The organism is Mycobacterium shottsii (assembly GCF_010728525.1).
Lineage (GTDB): Bacteria > Actinomycetota > Actinomycetes > Mycobacteriales > Mycobacteriaceae > Mycobacterium > Mycobacterium marinum.
Window position 1 is genome coordinate 653,603 of the sequence record NZ_AP022572.1, and the last position, 16,240, is coordinate 669,842.

Consider the following 16,240-nt stretch of genomic DNA (forward strand, 5'->3'; position numbering starts at 1 on the left):
ATACGTTAGGAGTCCGGGTGACCTCACCGAACGATCCAGGCGCCCCCAATATGGGCGACAACTTCAATGGGGACGCTGCGGTCGACCGTTCCGGCGTACACCGGGCGGGGACGGGGGCAGGCCGGCTACCCGATCCAGCGGATTCACCGCCCTGGCAGCGGGGTGCGGCGCGACCGGGAAACCCGGGGCCACGCCCACCCGAACAGTCCGGTGAGGGGCGGGTGCCCGGTCCGACGTCGGCCGCCGACGCCCGGCTGAGCCGCTTCATCTCCGGTACGTCGGCGCCGACCGGCGCGCCGGCTCCGGTCAAGGCCCCGGCGCCGGAGGCCGAAGCCCCACCGGTGCGTGGCGAGAACCTCCCCGCGGAGGCCTACGCCAGCGAACTGCCCGATCTGTCCGGACCGGCTCCCCGACCCGTGCAGCGCAAGCCCGCGCCCGATCGCGGGGCGGACAATTCTGGGGCCCATCCGGTGGCCGGTGCGGCACGGTCGGCGGCCGCCGAAGCCCGGGAGTCGCGGGAATCGCGCTTCCAGGTGTCGTCTCGGCGGGCGGCGCGCGGCCCGGTACGGGCCAGCATGCAGATCCGACGGATCGATCCGTGGAGCACGCTGAAGGTGTCGGCGCTGCTCTCGGTGGCGCTGTTCTTCATCTGGATGATCGCGGTGGCCTTCCTGTACCTGGTTCTGGGCGGTATGGGCGTGTGGGCCAAGCTCAACAGCAACGTCGGCGACCTCCTGAACAACACCAGCGGCAGTAGCGCGGAGCTGGTCTCCAGCGGAACCATCTTCGGCGGTGCCGTGCTGATCGGCTTGGTGAACATCGTTTTGATGACGGCGATGGCCACCATCGCGGCATTTATCTACAACCTGGCGACCGATCTGATCGGTGGTATCGAGGTCACCCTGGCCGATCGCGACTAGCGGTTTTGGGAGGCGGGCACCCATTGCGGTAATCTCGTCGCTCGGCCGTATGCGCAATACGGGCCTATAGCTCAGGCGGTTAGAGCGCTTCGCTGATAACGAAGAGGTCGGAGGTTCGAGTCCTCCTAGGCCCACGACCATGTGCCCATCAAGACATAGCGTGCGGCTCGTGTTACTGCTGGTAGCGACTGCTTTGGTAGCAGCATCGGTGCGGGCACGGCGCAGCGTCGAGGTCTGGCACGTGGCGCCGGATCCGGATTCTGGATTCGTACCCGGTTATCCACCGGTCACGACGAGGGGCCTTAGCTCAGTTGGTAGAGCACCGCCTTTGCAAGGCGGGTGTCAGGGGTTCGATTCCCCTAGGCTCCACAAATGTGATGAGTCGCGTCATCGGTTACAGATGAGTCGCGTGATGGGTTACAGATTCGCCGGCCATCGGCCGGGGTTTTTCTGTTGGTTGCGCCAGTAGTTTTTGTCGGGGTTGATGGTGTGGCTGCTCAGGACGTGGTGGCCGGTCTTGCTGAGGACGGTCACAGTGCTGGTGGCGACCAGGATGAGTACTGGGGTGTGGGCGTGGGCGCGTCCGATGCCGAGGTGGTGCAGGCGGCTGGCGTGGTGCAGGGTGAGTTTGCCGAATTGGTCGACGGTGTCATGGCGGATGCGGAAGTGTGCCTTTGGTTGGCCGGTGGGGCGGGCTTTGGGGCGTGCCTGGTAGGCCTGTTCGGGGGTGATGGCGCCGGGGTGGGCGCGGTGGGGTCGTTGGGTGTTCTAGATGGTGCGGAAGGTGTCGAGCAGGGTCTGCAGTTCGTCCGGGGTGGCGGGTAGTGGTCGGGCGGCTTGCCAGCGTTTGAGGGTTTGGTGGAAGCGTTCGATTTTGCCTTGGGTTTGGGGGTGGCCGGGGTGCTCGTTCTTTTGGGTGATGCCCAGGCTGGCTAGTAGGCGTTCGAAGTCGTTGTGGCCGTGGGTGAATCGGGAGGTGTAGACGGCCCCGTTGTCGGTGAGGGTGGAGGCGGGCAGGCCGTATTCGGCGGCGGTGGTGGTGAAGCTGGCTACGACGTTGGGCCGCTGACTCGAGAGTAGCCGGTGCAGCCCAGCAGGTAGCGGGAGTGGTCGTCGAGCCAGTTGAGGATCTCGACATCGGTGCCGTTGGCCAGGGTCCAGTGGGTGAAGTCGGATTGCCAGCATTCGTTGGGCTGTTCGGCGGCGAAGCGGTGGTAGGAGCTTTTGGGTCGCTTGCGTGGTTGGGGGGTGATCAGGCCGTGGTGACCAAGTATGCGTCGGATGGTGGAGGTTGATGGCACTGCCAGGCCGCGGCGGGCCAGGTGTTCTTGCAGGGTCAGTGGGCCGGCATCGAGTCCGTCGGCGACGAGTTTCTCGCGCAGCTCGACGATCGCGATGATGATTGGGTCGCTGACCGCGCGTGGGTTGCTGGCAGGCCTGCGTGAGCGCGGGTCGACTGCCTCTAGGCCGCCCTGGCGGTAGCGCGCGACTAGACGGTAGATGTGTTGTCGAGACAGCCCATAGACACGAGCTGCCGCGGTCACCGACAGTCGGCCGCTAGTGACTTCTAGGACGACCACACGGGCTTTGGGCATGAATCATGACTGTCACCTATGACGCGACTCATCGCCCGTTTGTCCAGGTGTCACCCATGACGCGACTCATGTGTCACCTATGTCGTGAACTCACACACCCTAGGCTCCACAAATCATCTGTCTGACTTCGGCTGTTCGCCCACTCCCCCGACATGAGGGTCGTTGTGCGCCGAACTCGTCACACCGACCATGCGCGCATTGCGATGTTGCGGATTTGCTCCCGATCACCGAATCAAGGATCAATCGTGGTGGATGTGAACCGACCCGACTATGTACTGGGCCATTCGGACTACGAGTTGGGCCGCCTGGGCCGCCAGGCCATGCTGCTGGACGCGACCACGCGCGAGTACCTGGCCACCGCGGGCCTCAAGCCCGGGATGCGGGTGCTCGATGTGGGCAGCGGTCCCGGAGACGTCGCGTTTCTCGCCTCGGAGCTGACGATGCCCGGCGGCGAGGTGGTCGGAACGGACCGGGCGGCCGGCGCGGTGAGCGCGGCATCGGCGACCGCGGCGGCGCGGGGGCTATCCGAAACCGTTAGCTTCCGGCTGGGTGACCCCGCCGACTTGAGCTTCGAGCGGCCATTCGATGCGATTGTGGGCCGCTACGTCCTGACCTTCCAGGCCGATCCCGCCGCCATGCTGCACCGACTGTCTCAACATCTGGTGCCTGGCGGGATCGTGGCGTTTCACGAGCCGCACTGGAGTGCCGTCCGCTCGTCGCCGCCGGCGCCCACCCACGACCGCTGCTGTCATTGGATCCGCGAGGCGTTGGACCGCACCCACACCTCCTGGAACATGGCCGACCGCCTACACAACGCCTTCGTCGGTGCCGGGCTACCGGCACCGACGTTGACCATGCGGACCTTCATCGGGGCGGGGCGTGCGGCCGCGGTGTGGCTACAAGCCCTCGCCGATCTGGTTGAGACGCTGCTGCCAACCATCCAGGCCCAGGGTGTGGCGACCGCGACCGAGGTCGGAATTGAAACGCTGACGCAGCGGCTGCTCGAGGAGGCCAGCGACCTGGGCGTGACGGTTATCGGACGCTCCGAGGTCGGAGCGTGGACTCGCACCCCGCGCAGCGGCTAGCACCGGACCCAGGACGGGCCGGTCACGTCAGCCGCCGGTCCGGTTCGCGTTGGCGTGAATCGCCTCACGACAGTAGGCCGCGAGCCCCGGCAGCCCGAATGATTCGTCGTAGGTCGCGATGTACCTGGGGTCGCTCACGTACATGTCGCCCAGGTTGCGGTGAAAGGCCGGCGGGCAGTCGTAGAACCAGCGATTCACGTGGCGGCGGTGTTGCTCCGCCGCGTTCATCGCCTCCTCGGAGTCGGCCGGCAGCCCAGCGCGGAAGGCGTCGGACAAGGCCTTTTCAACGGCTTGGCCCTCGGCCTTGATCCGAACCCACTCGTCCTTGCCGTAGGACTTGGTGCGGCGTTGCGACTCCTTCCACTGCGCGGTCTCGCCCCACTTCTGCTCGGTCTCGGCCCGGTAGTCGTCGAAGCCGTCACCGAAGAGTTCGCGCATGTCGTCGTCGGTCATGGGGGTGTTGGTCATAGCTTTCTCCAATGCCTGGTCGATTGCCTCGACGAGGTCCTTCATCTCATCGAGTCGGGCCATGACGCGTTCGCGCTGACGAACCAGGTGGCTGACCGCATCGCCCTCGTCGAGCAGCCGCGCGATCCGGTCGAGCGGCAGCTCGAGTCGGCGATAGACGATGACCTGGGACAGGCGCGTCAGGTCCGCCGACGTATAAACCCGGTAACCCGAGGCCGCACGTCGACTCGGGATCAACAACCCGATTTCGTCATAGTGGTGAAGCGTGCGCACCGTGATGCCAAATCGCTCCGCGACCTGGCCCACGGTGAGTCCGTCCACCGGCGTCTCCTGCGTCACGTCGATCAGGTTGGTGCCTCACGTCGCGTGAGGGTCAAGCCTTCGTGATGGCCGGCCTAGTTGCCCGAGTCCGTGGGCACGCTAAGCGAGTCCTAGGGACGCGGCTGGACGTCAACGCTGGGTGGGCGCGGGGACGGCTCGGGCTGCGACGAACGGCGCACCACGGTGAATGCCACCGCACCGCCGGCCACGACAACCACGGTGACCGCCCCGGCAATCACCCAGGGACGCTTACTGCGGCCCTGCTTGCGCCGGGCCTCCTGAATCACCTGGGGCAGATTGGCGACCACTTCTTGAGCGGCGGCCAGCTCCTGGGCAATCGCTTCCTGAGCGGCGGCAACCTCGCGGGCCAAGCGGCCCTGGCGGTACCGGCGGCGAAGCTCCGACGCGGTCGACTGCGCAGAGTGCACCCCGAGTCCCACAACACCTCGGGTCACATCCACCGGCCCCACCGCCGTGTAGGTCAGCCCGCGGGTCAGTCGCTCCCGTGGCGTCAACCGTGCTTCCGCCTGCTCGCTCATCTGCCGCCTCTCTACTGTCGTGCCAAACCGTCTTGCCAGGCCCTGGCCCAGAGCTACTCCGGTCCCTCCACAGACTGCCACCATTAGGGCGTTCGCGGGCCCATTGCCCGCACACGGCTTCCGACGAGTCGGAATGACACCGGCTGCGGCCGGGCCCGTCTTTAATGGCAGACTGTGATTCCGTGACTAACAGCCCAATTCAGACTGCAACCGCCACGCTGCACACCAACCGCGGGGATATCAAGGTCGCCCTCTTCGGGAACCACGCTCCGAAGACCGTTGCCAACTTTGTCGGCCTTGCGCAGGGCACCAAGGAATATTCGACCCAGAACGCATCCGGTAGCACCTCTGGCCCGTTCTACGATGGCGCTGTCTTTCACCGGGTGATCCGGGGCTTCATGATCCAGGGCGGCGACCCCACCGGCACCGGCCGCGGCGGACCGGGCTACAAGTTCGCTGACGAGTTCCACCCGGAGCTGCAATTCGACAAGCCCTACCTGCTGGCGATGGCCAACGCCGGGCCGGGCACCAACGGCTCGCAGTTCTTCATCACCGTCGGCCCGACGCCGCACCTGAATCGGCGCCACACGATCTTCGGCGAGGTGAGCGACCCGGACTCACAGGGTGTGGTGGAGGCGATCGCGACGACCTCCACCGACGGCAGCGACCGGCCCACCGAACCGGTCGTGATCGAGTCGATCACTATTTCCTGACACCTTCAGCTCAACGTTTACCGCGGCCGGCATAGCCGGCCGCGGTAAGCGCGTCGAGTACGTCGAGCGGATCGGTACCGAGATCCCACCGCGACAAGACGAACATGGCGTCGTTGTCCGCCTCGATCTCGAGCAAACGGACCGTGCGCGCATGGCGACGGAATTCGTTGATCCGGATGATCTTGATGCTGGCGGGGCGCAGCAGCTGAGTCCGCAGCCAGCCGCGGATCGCTAGGCCCTCACGCGTGATTGCCAGCTTTGGCCGCGCGCGCCACGATCCGCCCGCAAACAAGATCAGACCCAGTGCGGCAACGCCTGCCAGAATGCGCCCAGGCGGGTCTGTGGCGACAGTCACAGCGGCGGTAGCCATCAAAACGCCAGCGAGCGCACAACCAGCGATTCCCGCCGTCCGCGGCGACCATTGTGTTTGCTGCATGCGCTACTTCAGCCCTCCGACCACGGGGGATACGGTTATCCACAGACGCTATCAACAGTGGGGATAAATCACACGCGTGTGATTGAACTACAAAAGAGTTGCTGGCGCGGTGACCCACCTACCCAGTAATGAATTCATTACGGGTGTGGTATGAGTTAGTGCCAGCGCATCGTGAGCAACAATCCGGTGATCATGAAAGCGAACGCGATCGCGTAGTTCCACGGACCCAGCTGAGCCATCCAATTGAGCGCCGCGGGAGCTTGACTACCGACGGCAGCCAACTGGAACACCATCAACCAGACCAGGCCGATGAGCATCAAACCGATGAACAACGCGACGAACCAGACGCTGGAAGGGCCGACCTTCACCTTCACTGGGGTGCGGCTCACCGGCTTGACGGTGAAGTCGTTCTTCTTACGGACCTTCGACTTGGGCATTGGTACCTCGAAATACCTCAACAACACAATGAGCGGGACAGGACTGCAACGATTACGGTTGCAGCATTAGGCATAGCTTTGCCACGAGACTAACCCAACCGGCCCTGTGACCAGGAAATGGAGGCGGCATGACCGATGAGCGCCGCTCGCCGTGGCGCTTCGGCGTTCCGCTGGTGTGCCTACTGGCAGGTCTGCTGCTGGCCGCCACTCACGGGGTCTCCGGCGGCGCGGAAATCCGCCGCAGCGATGCACCACGACTGGTGGACCTGGTCCGTCAGTCGCAGTCATCGGTCAACCGCCTCAGCGCTGAGCGCGATGCCCTCACCGCGCGGATCGACGCGAACCACCTGCGGTCCTCTGATGCCACCCTGACGGCGATGCTGCGCCGAGCCCGCGAGTTGGCCAGCGAGGCGGATATGGATCCGGCACACGGCCCGGGCCTGGTGGTCACGCTCAACGACGCGCAGCGCGACGCCAACGGCCGCTTCCCGCGCGACGCCTCCCCCGATGACCTGGTGGTGCACCAACAAGACATCGACGCCGTTCTCAACGCGATGTGGAGTGCCGGCGCTGAGGCGATTCAGATGCAGGACCAGCGCATCATCGCCAACTCGGTGGTTCGCTACGTCGGCAACACCCTGTTGCTCAACGGTCGCACCTACAGACCGCCCTACATCATTACCGCGATCGGTGATGCGGCGGCGATGCAAGCGGCGCTGGAGGCAGCGCCACTGGTGGTCCTGTACAAGCAGCATGTGGTGCGGTTCGGTTTGGGCTACCGCGAGGAAGCCAAATCCGATGTGAGTGTCGCCGGGTACTCCGAACCGGTCCGGATGCACTACGCGCAGCCGCTCGGTCCGGTGGTCTACTGAGCCGACCAGAACTCGGGCCGGACGGTAACCTGTCACGATGCGCATCCTGGTCGTCGACAACTACGACAGCTTCGTGTTCAACCTGGTCCAGTACCTGGGCCAGTTGGGTGTACGGGCCGAGGTGTGGCGAAACGACGACTCGCGGCTCTCCGACGAGGCCGCCATCGCGGCGCAATTCGATGGGGTGCTGCTCAGCCCGGGCCCGGGCACTCCGGAACGAGCCGGCGCATCGGTGAGTTTGGTCCGGGCGTGTGCGGCGGCACGCACGCCACTGTTGGGGGTATGCCTGGGCCACCAGGCCATCGGGGTTGCCTTCGGCGCCACCGTCGATCGGGCACCCGAGCTGCTGCACGGTAAGGCCAGCAGCGTCTATCACACAAATGTTGGCGTCCTACAAGGACTTCCGGACCCGTTCACGGCAACCCGCTATCACTCGCTGACCATGCTGCCGGACTCGCTGCCGGCCGAGCTGGAAGCCACGGCGCACACCCGCAGCGGAGTGATCATGGGAGTTCGCCACACCGAGCTGCCGATTCACGGTGTCCAGTTCCACCCCGAGTCGATCCTGACCGAGGGCGGGCACCGGATGCTGGCCAACTGGCTGGCCTACTGCGGATGGACGCGCGACGACACGCTGGTGCGACGTCTGGAAAACGAGGTCGCCAGCGCGATCCGACCGCACCTGCTGGTGGAGCCCGGAACTACTGACCGAACTTCAGCGTGACAATGCCGTCGCGGTTCACCCCGGCACCGGCGGGCGGATTCTGATACACGACCCGGTTGTGCTGGGAACCGCCGGCGTCCACGTCGGGCCCCTTGTCCAGTGATCCCGTCCAGCCCAGCGCGCGCAACCGCGGCTCGGCGTCGGTCCAGAACATGCCGGACAGGTCGGGCATGACGAACTGATTGCCCTTGGACACCTGTAGCTCGATCACCGAATCGATCGACACCGTGGTGCCCGCCGGCGGATTGGTGGCGATGACGCTGCCGGCAGGCTTGGGGCTATCCACCGATGCCTGACTGAACTTGGTGAACCCGTAAACGTTGAGGTTCTGTTCGGCTTCCTCAACACTTTGGCCCGCGACGTCGGGAATCTGCTTGGTCGCGGGGCCAGAGCCGACGATGATCGTGATCACGTTGGTGATCGCCGACGTCTGGTTGGCCGGCGGGTTGGTTCCGATGACCTTGCCCATCAGTTCGGGGGTCGAGGGCGACTTGGCTTCTTTGAACCTGCCGAATCCCGCCGCGGTCAGCTTCTTGACGGCCTCGGCGTAGGTCATCGAGGAGACGTCGGGGAGTTCGCGCTGCTCGGGACCGGTGGAGACGTTGATGGTGATCTGGTCGCCGGCCGACACCGAGGCGTTGGCGGCCGGGTCGGTACCGATGACGTGGTCGGGTGGGATCGTCGAGTCCGGCTTGAGCAGGGTGCGGGTCTTGAAGCCACGGTTTTGCAGCGCAGCGATGGCATCCGCCGATACTTGGCCCCGCACATTGGGGACTTGCACGTTGCGGGTGTTGCCGCCTAACGTGTTGATGGCGATGGTGACGACGATCGTCAGTACGGCCAGCACGGCCACCACGGCCACCCAGCGGCCGACCGAGGGCGTGCTGCGGTCCCGGTCGGTGTCATCGAGTGTCTGGCGAGGCAGCGGGTCGGTGCGCGGGGCGGCCGGGCTGGACGGCGAGGACGCCGTCAGGGAGCGCCGCTCGGCGCCGGTCAGCACTTTGGGTGCCTCGGGCGCTTCGCCGTTGTGCACCCGCGCCAGGTCGGCGCGCATCTCCGCGGCGGTCTGGTAGCGGTTGTCCGGGTTCTTGGCCAGGGCCTTGAGCACCACCGCGTCCAGCTCGGCGGAGATCCCTTCGTGGCGTTCCGACGGCGGGATGGGGTCTTCCCGAACATGCTGGTAGGCGACCGCGACCGGGGAATCGCCGGTGAACGGTGGCTCGCCGGTCAGGATCTCGTAGAGCACGCATCCCAACGAGTAGACGTCAGATCGTGCGTCGACCGAATCGCCGCGGGCCTGCTCGGGCGACAGGTACTGCGCGGTGCCGATGACCGCCGCGGTCTGGGTGACGCTGTTGCCGCTGTCGGCGATCGCGCGCGCGATGCCGAAGTCCATCACCTTGACCGCATTGGTGGTGCTGATCATGATGTTTGCCGGCTTGACGTCGCGGTGAATGATGCCGTTTTGATGGCTGAAGTTCAGTGCCTGGCACGCGTCCGCGATGATTTCGATGGCACGCGTGGGGACCATCGGGCCGTCGGTGTGCACGATGTCACGCAGGGTGACCCCGTTGACGTACTCCATGACGATGTAGGGCAACGGTCCGGACGGCGTCTCGGCTTCGCCGGTGTCGTACACCGCGACAATCGCCGGGTGATTGAGCGCGGCGGCGTTTTGCGCCTCCCGCCGGAAGCGCAGATAGAAGCTGGGATCGCGAGCCAGGTCAGCGCGCAGCACCTTGACCGCGACGTCGCGGTGTAGCCGCAGGTCGCGGGCGAGGTGTACCTCCGACATGCCTCCGAAACCGAGGATGTCGCCAAGTTCGTAGCGGTCGGACAGGTGCTGAGGGGTGGTCATCGCTGCATCTCAAATCGGGCCAGCGCCGCAAGATGCTGCGGCGTTACCGTGACATTCCAGCTGGTTGCGCTGCCCCGGTTCCCTATCGGGCGATTTCGGCCCGCATCGTCGACCAGGTCAGGCTGGTTGCTTTGCAGTCTAGGATTCCCTATAGCTTTACCTTCCGTCCAATTAAGGCGCGGCCCCTGACCGGTCGGCGTTTGGTGGGCCGTTGTGGTCTGGGTGACGGTCGGCGGCGGTGGCTGTTGCTGGCTGTCGGGCCGCGAATTGATGACGATGAGCACCGCGATGATGATCGCCAGTGCGCCCAACACCCCGGCGGCCCACAGCAACGCGCGCTGGCCCGAGGAGAAGGTACGCCGGGCCGGTGGCGGCCGGTGTCCGCCCGTCGCGGGCCGGGTTCGGCGCGGCGTGGTCGTCCGGGTGGTGGGGGCGGGCGCGATCCGCGCCGGTGCGCTCGATGGGATGGCTGCCGGGGCAGCCCGGCCGGCGGGTGGTGATTGGCTGGGTCGGGGCGGGCGCCGGCCGGCGCGCACCGCGGCGACAGCGTCGGCGAAGGGTCCCCCACTGCGGTACCGCAGGCCAGGGTTCTTGACCAGCGTGATCTCGATCAGCTCGCGCACATTCGGCGGGAGTTCGGCCGGCAACGGCGGCGGCGGCTCCTTGATGTGCTTCATCGCCACTGTCAGAGCTCCGTCGCCAGTGAACGGTCGTTTGCCCGAAACCGCTTCGTAGCCAACCACTCCCAACGAGTAGACGTCGCTCGACGGGCTGGCATCCTGGCCGAGTGCCTGCTCGGGCGCGATGTACTGGGCGGTGCCCATCACCATGCCGGTCTGGGTCACCGGTGCCGCATCGACGGCCTTGGCGATACCGAAGTCGGTGATCTTGACCTGCCCGGTGGGGGTGATCAGGATGTTGCCCGGCTTGACGTCGCGGTGCACCAGGCCGGCCGCGTGGGCCACCTGCAGGGCACGCCCGGTCTGCTCGAGCATGTCCAGCGCGTGCCGCAGCGATAGCCGCCCGGTGCGTTTGAGCACGGAGTTCAGCGGTTCGCCGTTGACCAGCTCCATCACCAGGTAGGCGGTGCGGCCCTCACCGTTCATCTGGCTTTCGCCGTAGTCGTGTACGGCGGCGATGCCGGGATGGTTGAGCATCGCGGTGGTGCGTGCCTCGGCGCGGAACCGCTCGATGAACTCGGGGTCCGACGAGAATTCCTGTTTGAGCACCTTGACCGCGACGCGCCGGCCCAACCGGCTGTCGACCGCCTCCCAGACCTGGCCCATGCCACCGGTGGCGATGAGCCGCTGCAGGCGATACCTGCCAGACAGCGTCATACCAACTCTTGGGCTCATGGTTCCCCCTGAAGCGCGGCCTCGATCACGGCCCGCCCGATCGGGGCCGCGAGCGCGCCGCCGGTCGCAGAAAGGCGATCGGCCCCATTTTCCACCAGCACCGCGACAGCAACTTTGGGAGCCTGTGCGGGGGCAAACGCGATATACCACGCGTGAGGTGGGGTATGACGGGGATCGGTGCCGTGCTCTGCGGTACCCGTCTTGGATGCGATCTGCACGCCGGGGATGGCCCCTTTCTGCTGTGCGACTTGCTCGGCGGCGACCATCAGCTCTGTTAGCTTAGCGGCGACCTGCGGTGACACCGCGCGGCGCTGCTGATTTGGTGTGGTGGTGCTGATATTGGCCAGGTCGGGCCCTTTGAGGCTGTCGACCAGGTAGGGCCGCATCACGACGCCGCCGTTGGCGATGGTCGCGGCAATCTGCGCGTTTTGCAGCGGTGTGAGCGCGACGTCCTTTTGTCCGATGCTCGACATACCCAGTGCGGCGGCATCCGGGATGGGTCCGACCGTGGACTCGGCCACCTGCAGCGGTATCGCGCTCGGTGGGGTGTCCAGCCCGAAGGCATGTGCCATGCTGCGCAGAGCCGCCGCGCCGGTCGAGATGCCCAACTGCACAAACGCGGTGTTGCAGGACTTGGCGAACGCCTCGCGAAGCGACACGGTCTGCCCGCTGCCACACGGGGCACCGCCGTAGTTCTCCAGGGTCGCCGTGCTGTCGGGCAGCGGAATGTTGGCGGCGGCGGTCAGCTGGTCGTTCTCGGTGGCCCCGGCCTGCAATGCGGCGGCGGTGGTGATCACCTTGAAGGTCGAGCCGGGCGGATACGTTTCCGAAATTGCCCGGTTGGTCAGCGGGGAGCTGGGATCGTCGCGCAAATCCTTCCAGGCTTCGGCCTGTGCCTCCGGATCGTGCGACGCCAGCAGGTTGGGGTCATACGACGGCGAAGAGACCAGCGCCAAGATCTTGCCGGTCGACGGTTCCAGCGCGACGACGGCGCCCTTGCAGGGCCCGCCGCAGCCCTGCTGCATGGCGTCCCACCCGGCCTGCTGGATGCGGGGGTTGATCGTGGTGTCGACGTTGCCGCCACGGGGGTCGCGGCCGGTGAAGAAGTCGGCCAGCCGGCGACCGAACAGGCGCTGGTCGGATCCGTTGAGGAGCGGATCCTCGGCGCGCTCCAGACCGGTGCTGGAATAGCGCAGCGAGTAGAAGCCCGTCACCGGCGCGTACACCTCCGGGTTGGGATAAACCCGCAGGAAACGGAACCGGCTGTCGGTGGCCACCGAGTAGGCCAGCAGCTGGCCGCCGGCGGTGATCTGGCCGCGCTGGCGGGAGTACTCGTCGAGGAGTACCCGCTGGTTGCGGGGATCGGCTCGTAACCCGTCGGCGGTGAAGACCTGGGTCATCGTGGCGTTGAGCAGTAGTAGCACGATCAACGCCATCACGGTCACCGAGATTCGGCGCAGAGAGGCGTTCATACCCGCTCGATCACCTCAGTGCCGGCCGCCGCGATGGACGACGTATTTCGAGGGCGGGTGCGCAACGGTCGTCGGGCACCGTGGGAGATTCGCGCCAGGATGGCCAGCAACACGTAGTTGGCCAGCAGCGACGACCCGCCGTAGGACATCCATGGTGTGGTCAACCCGGTCAGCGGGATGAGCTTGGTGACGCCGCCGACGACGATGAACAGCTGGATGGCCAGCGTTGATGCCAGACCGGCGGCCAAGAGCTTGCCGAAGCTGTCGCGGGTGGCGATCGCCGTACGCAGTCCGCGGATGATGACGATGGTGTAGAGCATCAAGATGGCGGCCAGCCCCACCAGCCCGAGCTCTTCCCCGAACGCGGCGATGATGAAGTCGGTCGACGCCGCGGGCACGGTGTCGGGCTGTCCGTTGCCCAGACCGGTACCGAAGATGCCGCCGGTTGCGAAGCTGAACAGGGCTTGCACCATTTGGTAGCCGGTGCCGTCGGGATCGCCGAACGGGTCCAGCCAGTTCTGCACCCGGACGCGGACGTGGTGGAAAACGAAGTAGGCGACCACGCTTCCGGCGGTGAACAGTGTCAGCCCGATGATGACCCAACTGAAGCGTTGCGTGGCCAGGTAAAGCACCACCAGGAATGACGCGTACAACAGCAGCGAGGTGCCGAGGTCCTTTTCGAAGACCATCACACCGACCGAGGCCACCCAGGCCGCCAGCAGCGGCGCGAGGTCGCGCGGGCGCGGCAGGGTCATGCCCATCAGGTGCTTGCCGGCGCTGGTGAACAGTCCGCGCTTGGCCACCAGCACCGCCAAAAAGAAGATCAGCAGCAGAATCTTGGAGAACTCGGCGGGCTGGATGGAGAAGCCGGGCAACCGAATCCAGATCTTGGAGCCGTTTTCCTCAGACAAGGCCGCGGGCAGTACCGCGGGGATCGCCAGCAACACCAGACCCGCCAGACCACACGTGTAGCCATAGCGCGCCAGCTGGCGATGGTCCTTGAGAAACGTCACCACCAGCGCAAACGACGCCACCCCGACCAGAGTCCACAGCATCTGCTGGTTTGCGCTGGGATGTGCGCGGTGGCCGATCTGCTTGTCGACGAGGTCGAGCCGGTGGATCATCACCAGGCCTAGTCCGTTGAGCAGCGCCACCACCGGCAGCAGCAGCGGATCGGTGAACGGCGCGAAGCGTCTGATCGCCAGGTGAGCGAAGCCGAACAGGGTGAGGAACGCCAGCCCGTAGCTGGCTAGGTCCCAATGGATGGCCCGGTCTTGATTGGCTTCCACGATGAATAGCGCAGCGATGGTGATCACCGCGGCGAAGCACAACAGCAGCAGTTCGGCGTTTCGTCGGGTCGGCAACGGGGGCGTCACCGTTACCGGTGGCTGCAGCTGGGTCGTCATGCCACCGCCCGGCAGTCAATGCCCGGCTGCGGTGGGGGTGGCGGGAGTGCGGTCACGTTCGGCGAACTCGTCGTCGACGTCGGAGTGGGTGACGTCGGGGCCGCCGGCGAGGTACCCGTGGGCGGGGTGCTGGTAGCTGCCGTACTTCCGGAAGTCGTGGTCGGCGTGGTGCTGGCCGAGGGAGTCGGGGTGGTCGTCGACGCTGGTGAGGAGGTGACGCTGGGCTGTCCGGGTGTCTCGCTGGCGGTGCTCGGGGCAGATGATTCCGGCGGCGAGGTGGCGCGCGGCGCGGGGCAGGGCGGCAGCAGCGAGTTGGCGGCCAACTCGCGCAACTGCCCGATCGCGTTGTCGAGCGAGCCGGCGGGAAGGCCGGCCTGCACCTGTGCGCGTTCGGGTGGGCGTAGGTCGTCCAACTTCATCAGATTGCAGTCGAGATGCTCGCCGGATTGCTGATAGCTGATTTGGGACAGCTCGTTGCGTGCGTTCAGACAGCCCATGAGATACGGCTCGTGCAGGGACATGCCCAGAAACGACTCCTGAATGCCCCGCATGATCGATACGGTGCCGTTGAATTCGGCGACGTAATAGTTGTTGCGGATCACCGCGCGGCTGATGAACAGGCCCGCCACCACCAGCAGCACCACCAGCGTGGCGACCAGCGCCATTCGTCGCCATGACCAGCGAGGCCGGTGAACGGTCTCGACTTGCGGCGGAACCCGCTTGACCGCCTCTTTGCGGGCGGTTATCGCCGAAGCCCGTCCTGCGGCGGTGTTGGGCAGGGTCAGCTGGTCGTCATCACCGGAGACCGCGCCGGCCAGGATAGGCTGGGTTTGTCCGTATTCGTAGTCGACGACGTCGGCCACCACGACCGTGACGTTGTCGGGACCGCCCCCGCGCAGGGCCAGCTCGATGAGACGGTAGGCGCTTTCGGCGACGTCGGGAATCTGCAGCGCTTCATGGATGGTTTCGTCGCTCACCGGGTCCGACAGGCCGTCCGAGCACAGCAGATAGCGGTCGCCGGCGCGAGCTTCTCGCATGGTCAACGTCGGCTCGACCTCATGACCGGTCAGCGCACGCATGATCAGCGAACGCTGCGGGTGGCTGTGCGCCTCCTCCGCGGTGATCCGTCCCTCGTCCACCAGCGTCTGGACAAACGTGTCGTCCTTGGTGATCTGTGTCAGCTCACCGTCGCGCAGCAGGTAGCCGCGGGAGTCACCGATGTGCACCAGCCCCAGTCGGTTACCGGCAAACAGGATCGCGGTGAGTGTCGTCCCCATGCCTTCGAGCTCGGGTTCCATCTCGACTTGGGCGGCGATAGCCGAGTTGCCGGAGCGGACCGCGGCATCCAGCTTGGCCAGCAGGTCGCCGCCGGGCTCGTCGTCGTCCAGATGTGCCAGCGCGGCGATGACCAACTGGGATGCCACTTCCCCGGCGGCGTGGCCGCCCATGCCGTCGGCCAGCGCCAACAGGCGTGCCCCGGCGTACACGGAGTCCTCGTTATTGGCGCGTACCAGGCCGCGATCACTGCGGGCGGCGTAGCGCAAGACTAGGGTCACGGGCGCAACTCGATTGCCGTCTTGCCGATTCGCACCGGCGTTCCCATGGGAACTCGTACCGCAGTCGTCACCTTCGCCCTGTCAAGGTAAGTACCGTTGGTCGATCCTAAGTCCTCGACGTACCACTCCGATCCTCGTTGGGAAAGCCTGGCGTGGCGCGTCGAGGCGTAGTCGTCAGTCAACACCAGGGTCGAGTCGTCCGCGCGTCCAATCAATACCGGCTGTCCACTCAAAGTTATGCGGGCGCCGGTCAGCGCCCCCTCGGTCACTACGAGATAGCGTGCCGACTGCCCGCGCCGCCGCGACGGTAAGAGCGTCCCGCGCAACGCCAGACCGCGGCGCACCATGACGGCACCGGTCGGTGCGTAGATATCGGTCCGCAGGATCCGCAACACCGACCAGATGAAAAGCCACAGCAGCATCAAAAAACCGGCACGCGTCAGTTGCAGTACTAACCCCTGCATCTGGCGTCCTTTCCGTCCT

Annotated in this window: 18 protein-coding genes and 2 tRNA genes; 8 read left to right on the top strand and 12 right to left on the bottom strand. The window is 65.9% G+C overall.

Going from position 1 to position 16,240, the window contains the following annotated elements:
• Positions 1–17 precede the first annotated feature (17 nt).
• The 4 genes from G6N41_RS03085 to G6N41_RS03100 all read left to right on the top strand — a co-directional run bounded on the left by G6N41_RS03085 (position 18) and on the right by G6N41_RS03100 (position 1,745).
• Positions 18–920, top strand: a complete 903-nt coding sequence (locus G6N41_RS03085; RefSeq protein ID WP_198966568.1) for a DUF3566 domain-containing protein — start codon at positions 18–20, stop codon at positions 918–920.
• A gap of 60 nt (positions 921–980) precedes the next feature.
• Positions 981–1,054: transfer RNA gene (locus G6N41_RS03090), tRNA-Ile, on the top strand.
• Positions 1,055–1,216: 162 nt separating this feature from the next.
• Positions 1,217–1,289, top strand: a tRNA-Ala gene (locus tag G6N41_RS03095).
• Positions 1,290–1,409: 120 nt separating this feature from the next.
• Positions 1,410–1,745, top strand: a complete 336-nt coding sequence (locus G6N41_RS03100) for a hypothetical protein (protein WP_198966569.1) — start codon at positions 1,410–1,412, stop codon at positions 1,743–1,745.
• Here G6N41_RS03100 and G6N41_RS29880 read toward each other — a convergent pair.
• Both G6N41_RS29880 and G6N41_RS03105 read right to left on the bottom strand, forming a co-directional pair.
• The gene (locus G6N41_RS29880) at positions 1,689–2,081 is read right to left on the bottom strand and encodes an integrase core domain-containing protein (RefSeq protein WP_407663771.1); all 393 of its coding nucleotides are present in this window, start codon (positions 2,079–2,081) and stop codon (positions 1,689–1,691) included. The two genes, G6N41_RS03100 and G6N41_RS29880, sit on opposite strands and share 57 nt — an antisense overlap.
• Positions 1,970–2,515, bottom strand: coding sequence for a helix-turn-helix domain-containing protein (locus G6N41_RS03105; protein ID WP_198966570.1), 546 nt, complete (start codon positions 2,513–2,515; stop codon positions 1,970–1,972). Before G6N41_RS03105 ends, G6N41_RS29880 begins: the two co-directional genes overlap by 112 nt.
• A gap of 245 nt (positions 2,516–2,760) precedes the next feature.
• Here G6N41_RS03105 and G6N41_RS03110 point away from each other — a divergent pair, with 245 nt between their 5' ends.
• On the top strand, positions 2,761–3,600 hold the full coding sequence (locus G6N41_RS03110; RefSeq protein WP_231608796.1) for a class I SAM-dependent methyltransferase: 840 nt from the start codon (positions 2,761–2,763) through the stop codon (positions 3,598–3,600).
• A 27-nt stretch (positions 3,601–3,627) separates the two neighbouring features.
• Here the strand turns inward: G6N41_RS03110 and G6N41_RS03115 are convergent, their stop codons facing one another.
• Together G6N41_RS03115 and cwsA are read right to left on the bottom strand one after the other, a co-directional pair.
• Complete coding sequence (locus G6N41_RS03115) at positions 3,628–4,389, bottom strand: MerR family transcriptional regulator (protein ID WP_198967696.1); 762 nt, start codon at positions 4,387–4,389, stop codon at positions 3,628–3,630.
• A 110-nt stretch (positions 4,390–4,499) separates the two neighbouring features.
• Positions 4,500–4,928: a cell wall synthesis protein CwsA gene (cwsA, locus tag G6N41_RS03120; RefSeq protein WP_020727528.1), complete on the bottom strand. Its 429-nt coding sequence runs from the start codon at positions 4,926–4,928 to the stop codon at positions 4,500–4,502.
• Between the two features lie 164 nt (positions 4,929–5,092).
• Between cwsA and G6N41_RS03125 the strand changes: the two genes are divergently transcribed.
• The gene (locus G6N41_RS03125; protein WP_011738416.1) at positions 5,093–5,641 is read left to right on the top strand and encodes a peptidylprolyl isomerase; all 549 of its coding nucleotides are present in this window, start codon (positions 5,093–5,095) and stop codon (positions 5,639–5,641) included.
• A gap of 10 nt (positions 5,642–5,651) precedes the next feature.
• Here G6N41_RS03125 and G6N41_RS03130 read toward each other — a convergent pair whose 3' ends face one another.
• Positions 5,652–6,077, bottom strand: coding sequence for a PH domain-containing protein (locus G6N41_RS03130; protein ID WP_198966571.1), 426 nt, complete (start codon positions 6,075–6,077; stop codon positions 5,652–5,654).
• Between the two features lie 155 nt (positions 6,078–6,232).
• On the bottom strand, positions 6,233–6,514 hold the full coding sequence (gene crgA / locus G6N41_RS03135; RefSeq protein ID WP_011738418.1) for a cell division protein CrgA: 282 nt from the start codon (positions 6,512–6,514) through the stop codon (positions 6,233–6,235).
• Positions 6,515–6,642: 128 nt separating this feature from the next.
• On the opposite strand from crgA, the gene G6N41_RS03140 reads away from it, so the two are divergent.
• The gene (locus tag G6N41_RS03140; protein ID WP_198966572.1) at positions 6,643–7,386 is read left to right on the top strand and encodes a DUF881 domain-containing protein; all 744 of its coding nucleotides are present in this window, start codon (positions 6,643–6,645) and stop codon (positions 7,384–7,386) included.
• Between the two features lie 37 nt (positions 7,387–7,423).
• Positions 7,424–8,110 (top strand): aminodeoxychorismate/anthranilate synthase component II, encoded by a 687-nt coding sequence (locus G6N41_RS03145; RefSeq protein WP_198966573.1) that lies wholly within the window; start codon positions 7,424–7,426, stop codon positions 8,108–8,110.
• On the opposite strand, the gene pknB is transcribed toward G6N41_RS03145, so the two are convergent.
• Genes pknB through G6N41_RS03175 form a run of 6 tightly spaced genes read right to left on the bottom strand, consistent with a single transcriptional unit; the run spans position 8,088 to position 16,221 of the window.
• Positions 8,088–9,968 (bottom strand): Stk1 family PASTA domain-containing Ser/Thr kinase, encoded by a 1,881-nt coding sequence (pknB, locus tag G6N41_RS03150; RefSeq protein WP_198966574.1) that lies wholly within the window; start codon positions 9,966–9,968, stop codon positions 8,088–8,090. The genes G6N41_RS03145 and pknB overlap by 23 nt on opposite strands.
• Positions 9,965–11,323 (bottom strand): serine/threonine-protein kinase, encoded by a 1,359-nt coding sequence (locus G6N41_RS03155; protein ID WP_198966575.1) that lies wholly within the window; start codon positions 11,321–11,323, stop codon positions 9,965–9,967. Before G6N41_RS03155 ends, pknB begins: the two co-directional genes overlap by 4 nt.
• Positions 11,320–12,795, bottom strand: coding sequence for a D,D-transpeptidase PbpA (gene pbpA, locus G6N41_RS03160; protein ID WP_198966576.1), 1,476 nt, complete (start codon positions 12,793–12,795; stop codon positions 11,320–11,322). The genes G6N41_RS03155 and pbpA overlap by 4 nt, the downstream gene beginning before the upstream one ends.
• Positions 12,792–14,201 (bottom strand): FtsW/RodA/SpoVE family cell cycle protein, encoded by a 1,410-nt coding sequence (locus G6N41_RS03165; protein ID WP_198966577.1) that lies wholly within the window; start codon positions 14,199–14,201, stop codon positions 12,792–12,794. Before G6N41_RS03165 ends, pbpA begins: the two co-directional genes overlap by 4 nt.
• Complete coding sequence (locus G6N41_RS03170; protein WP_198966578.1) at positions 14,198–15,757, bottom strand: PP2C family protein-serine/threonine phosphatase; 1,560 nt, start codon at positions 15,755–15,757, stop codon at positions 14,198–14,200. The genes G6N41_RS03165 and G6N41_RS03170 overlap by 4 nt, the downstream gene beginning before the upstream one ends.
• Positions 15,754–16,221, bottom strand: a complete 468-nt coding sequence (locus tag G6N41_RS03175) for an FHA domain-containing protein FhaB/FipA (RefSeq protein ID WP_015353896.1) — start codon at positions 16,219–16,221, stop codon at positions 15,754–15,756. Before G6N41_RS03175 ends, G6N41_RS03170 begins: the two co-directional genes overlap by 4 nt.
• Positions 16,222–16,240 lie beyond the last annotated feature (19 nt).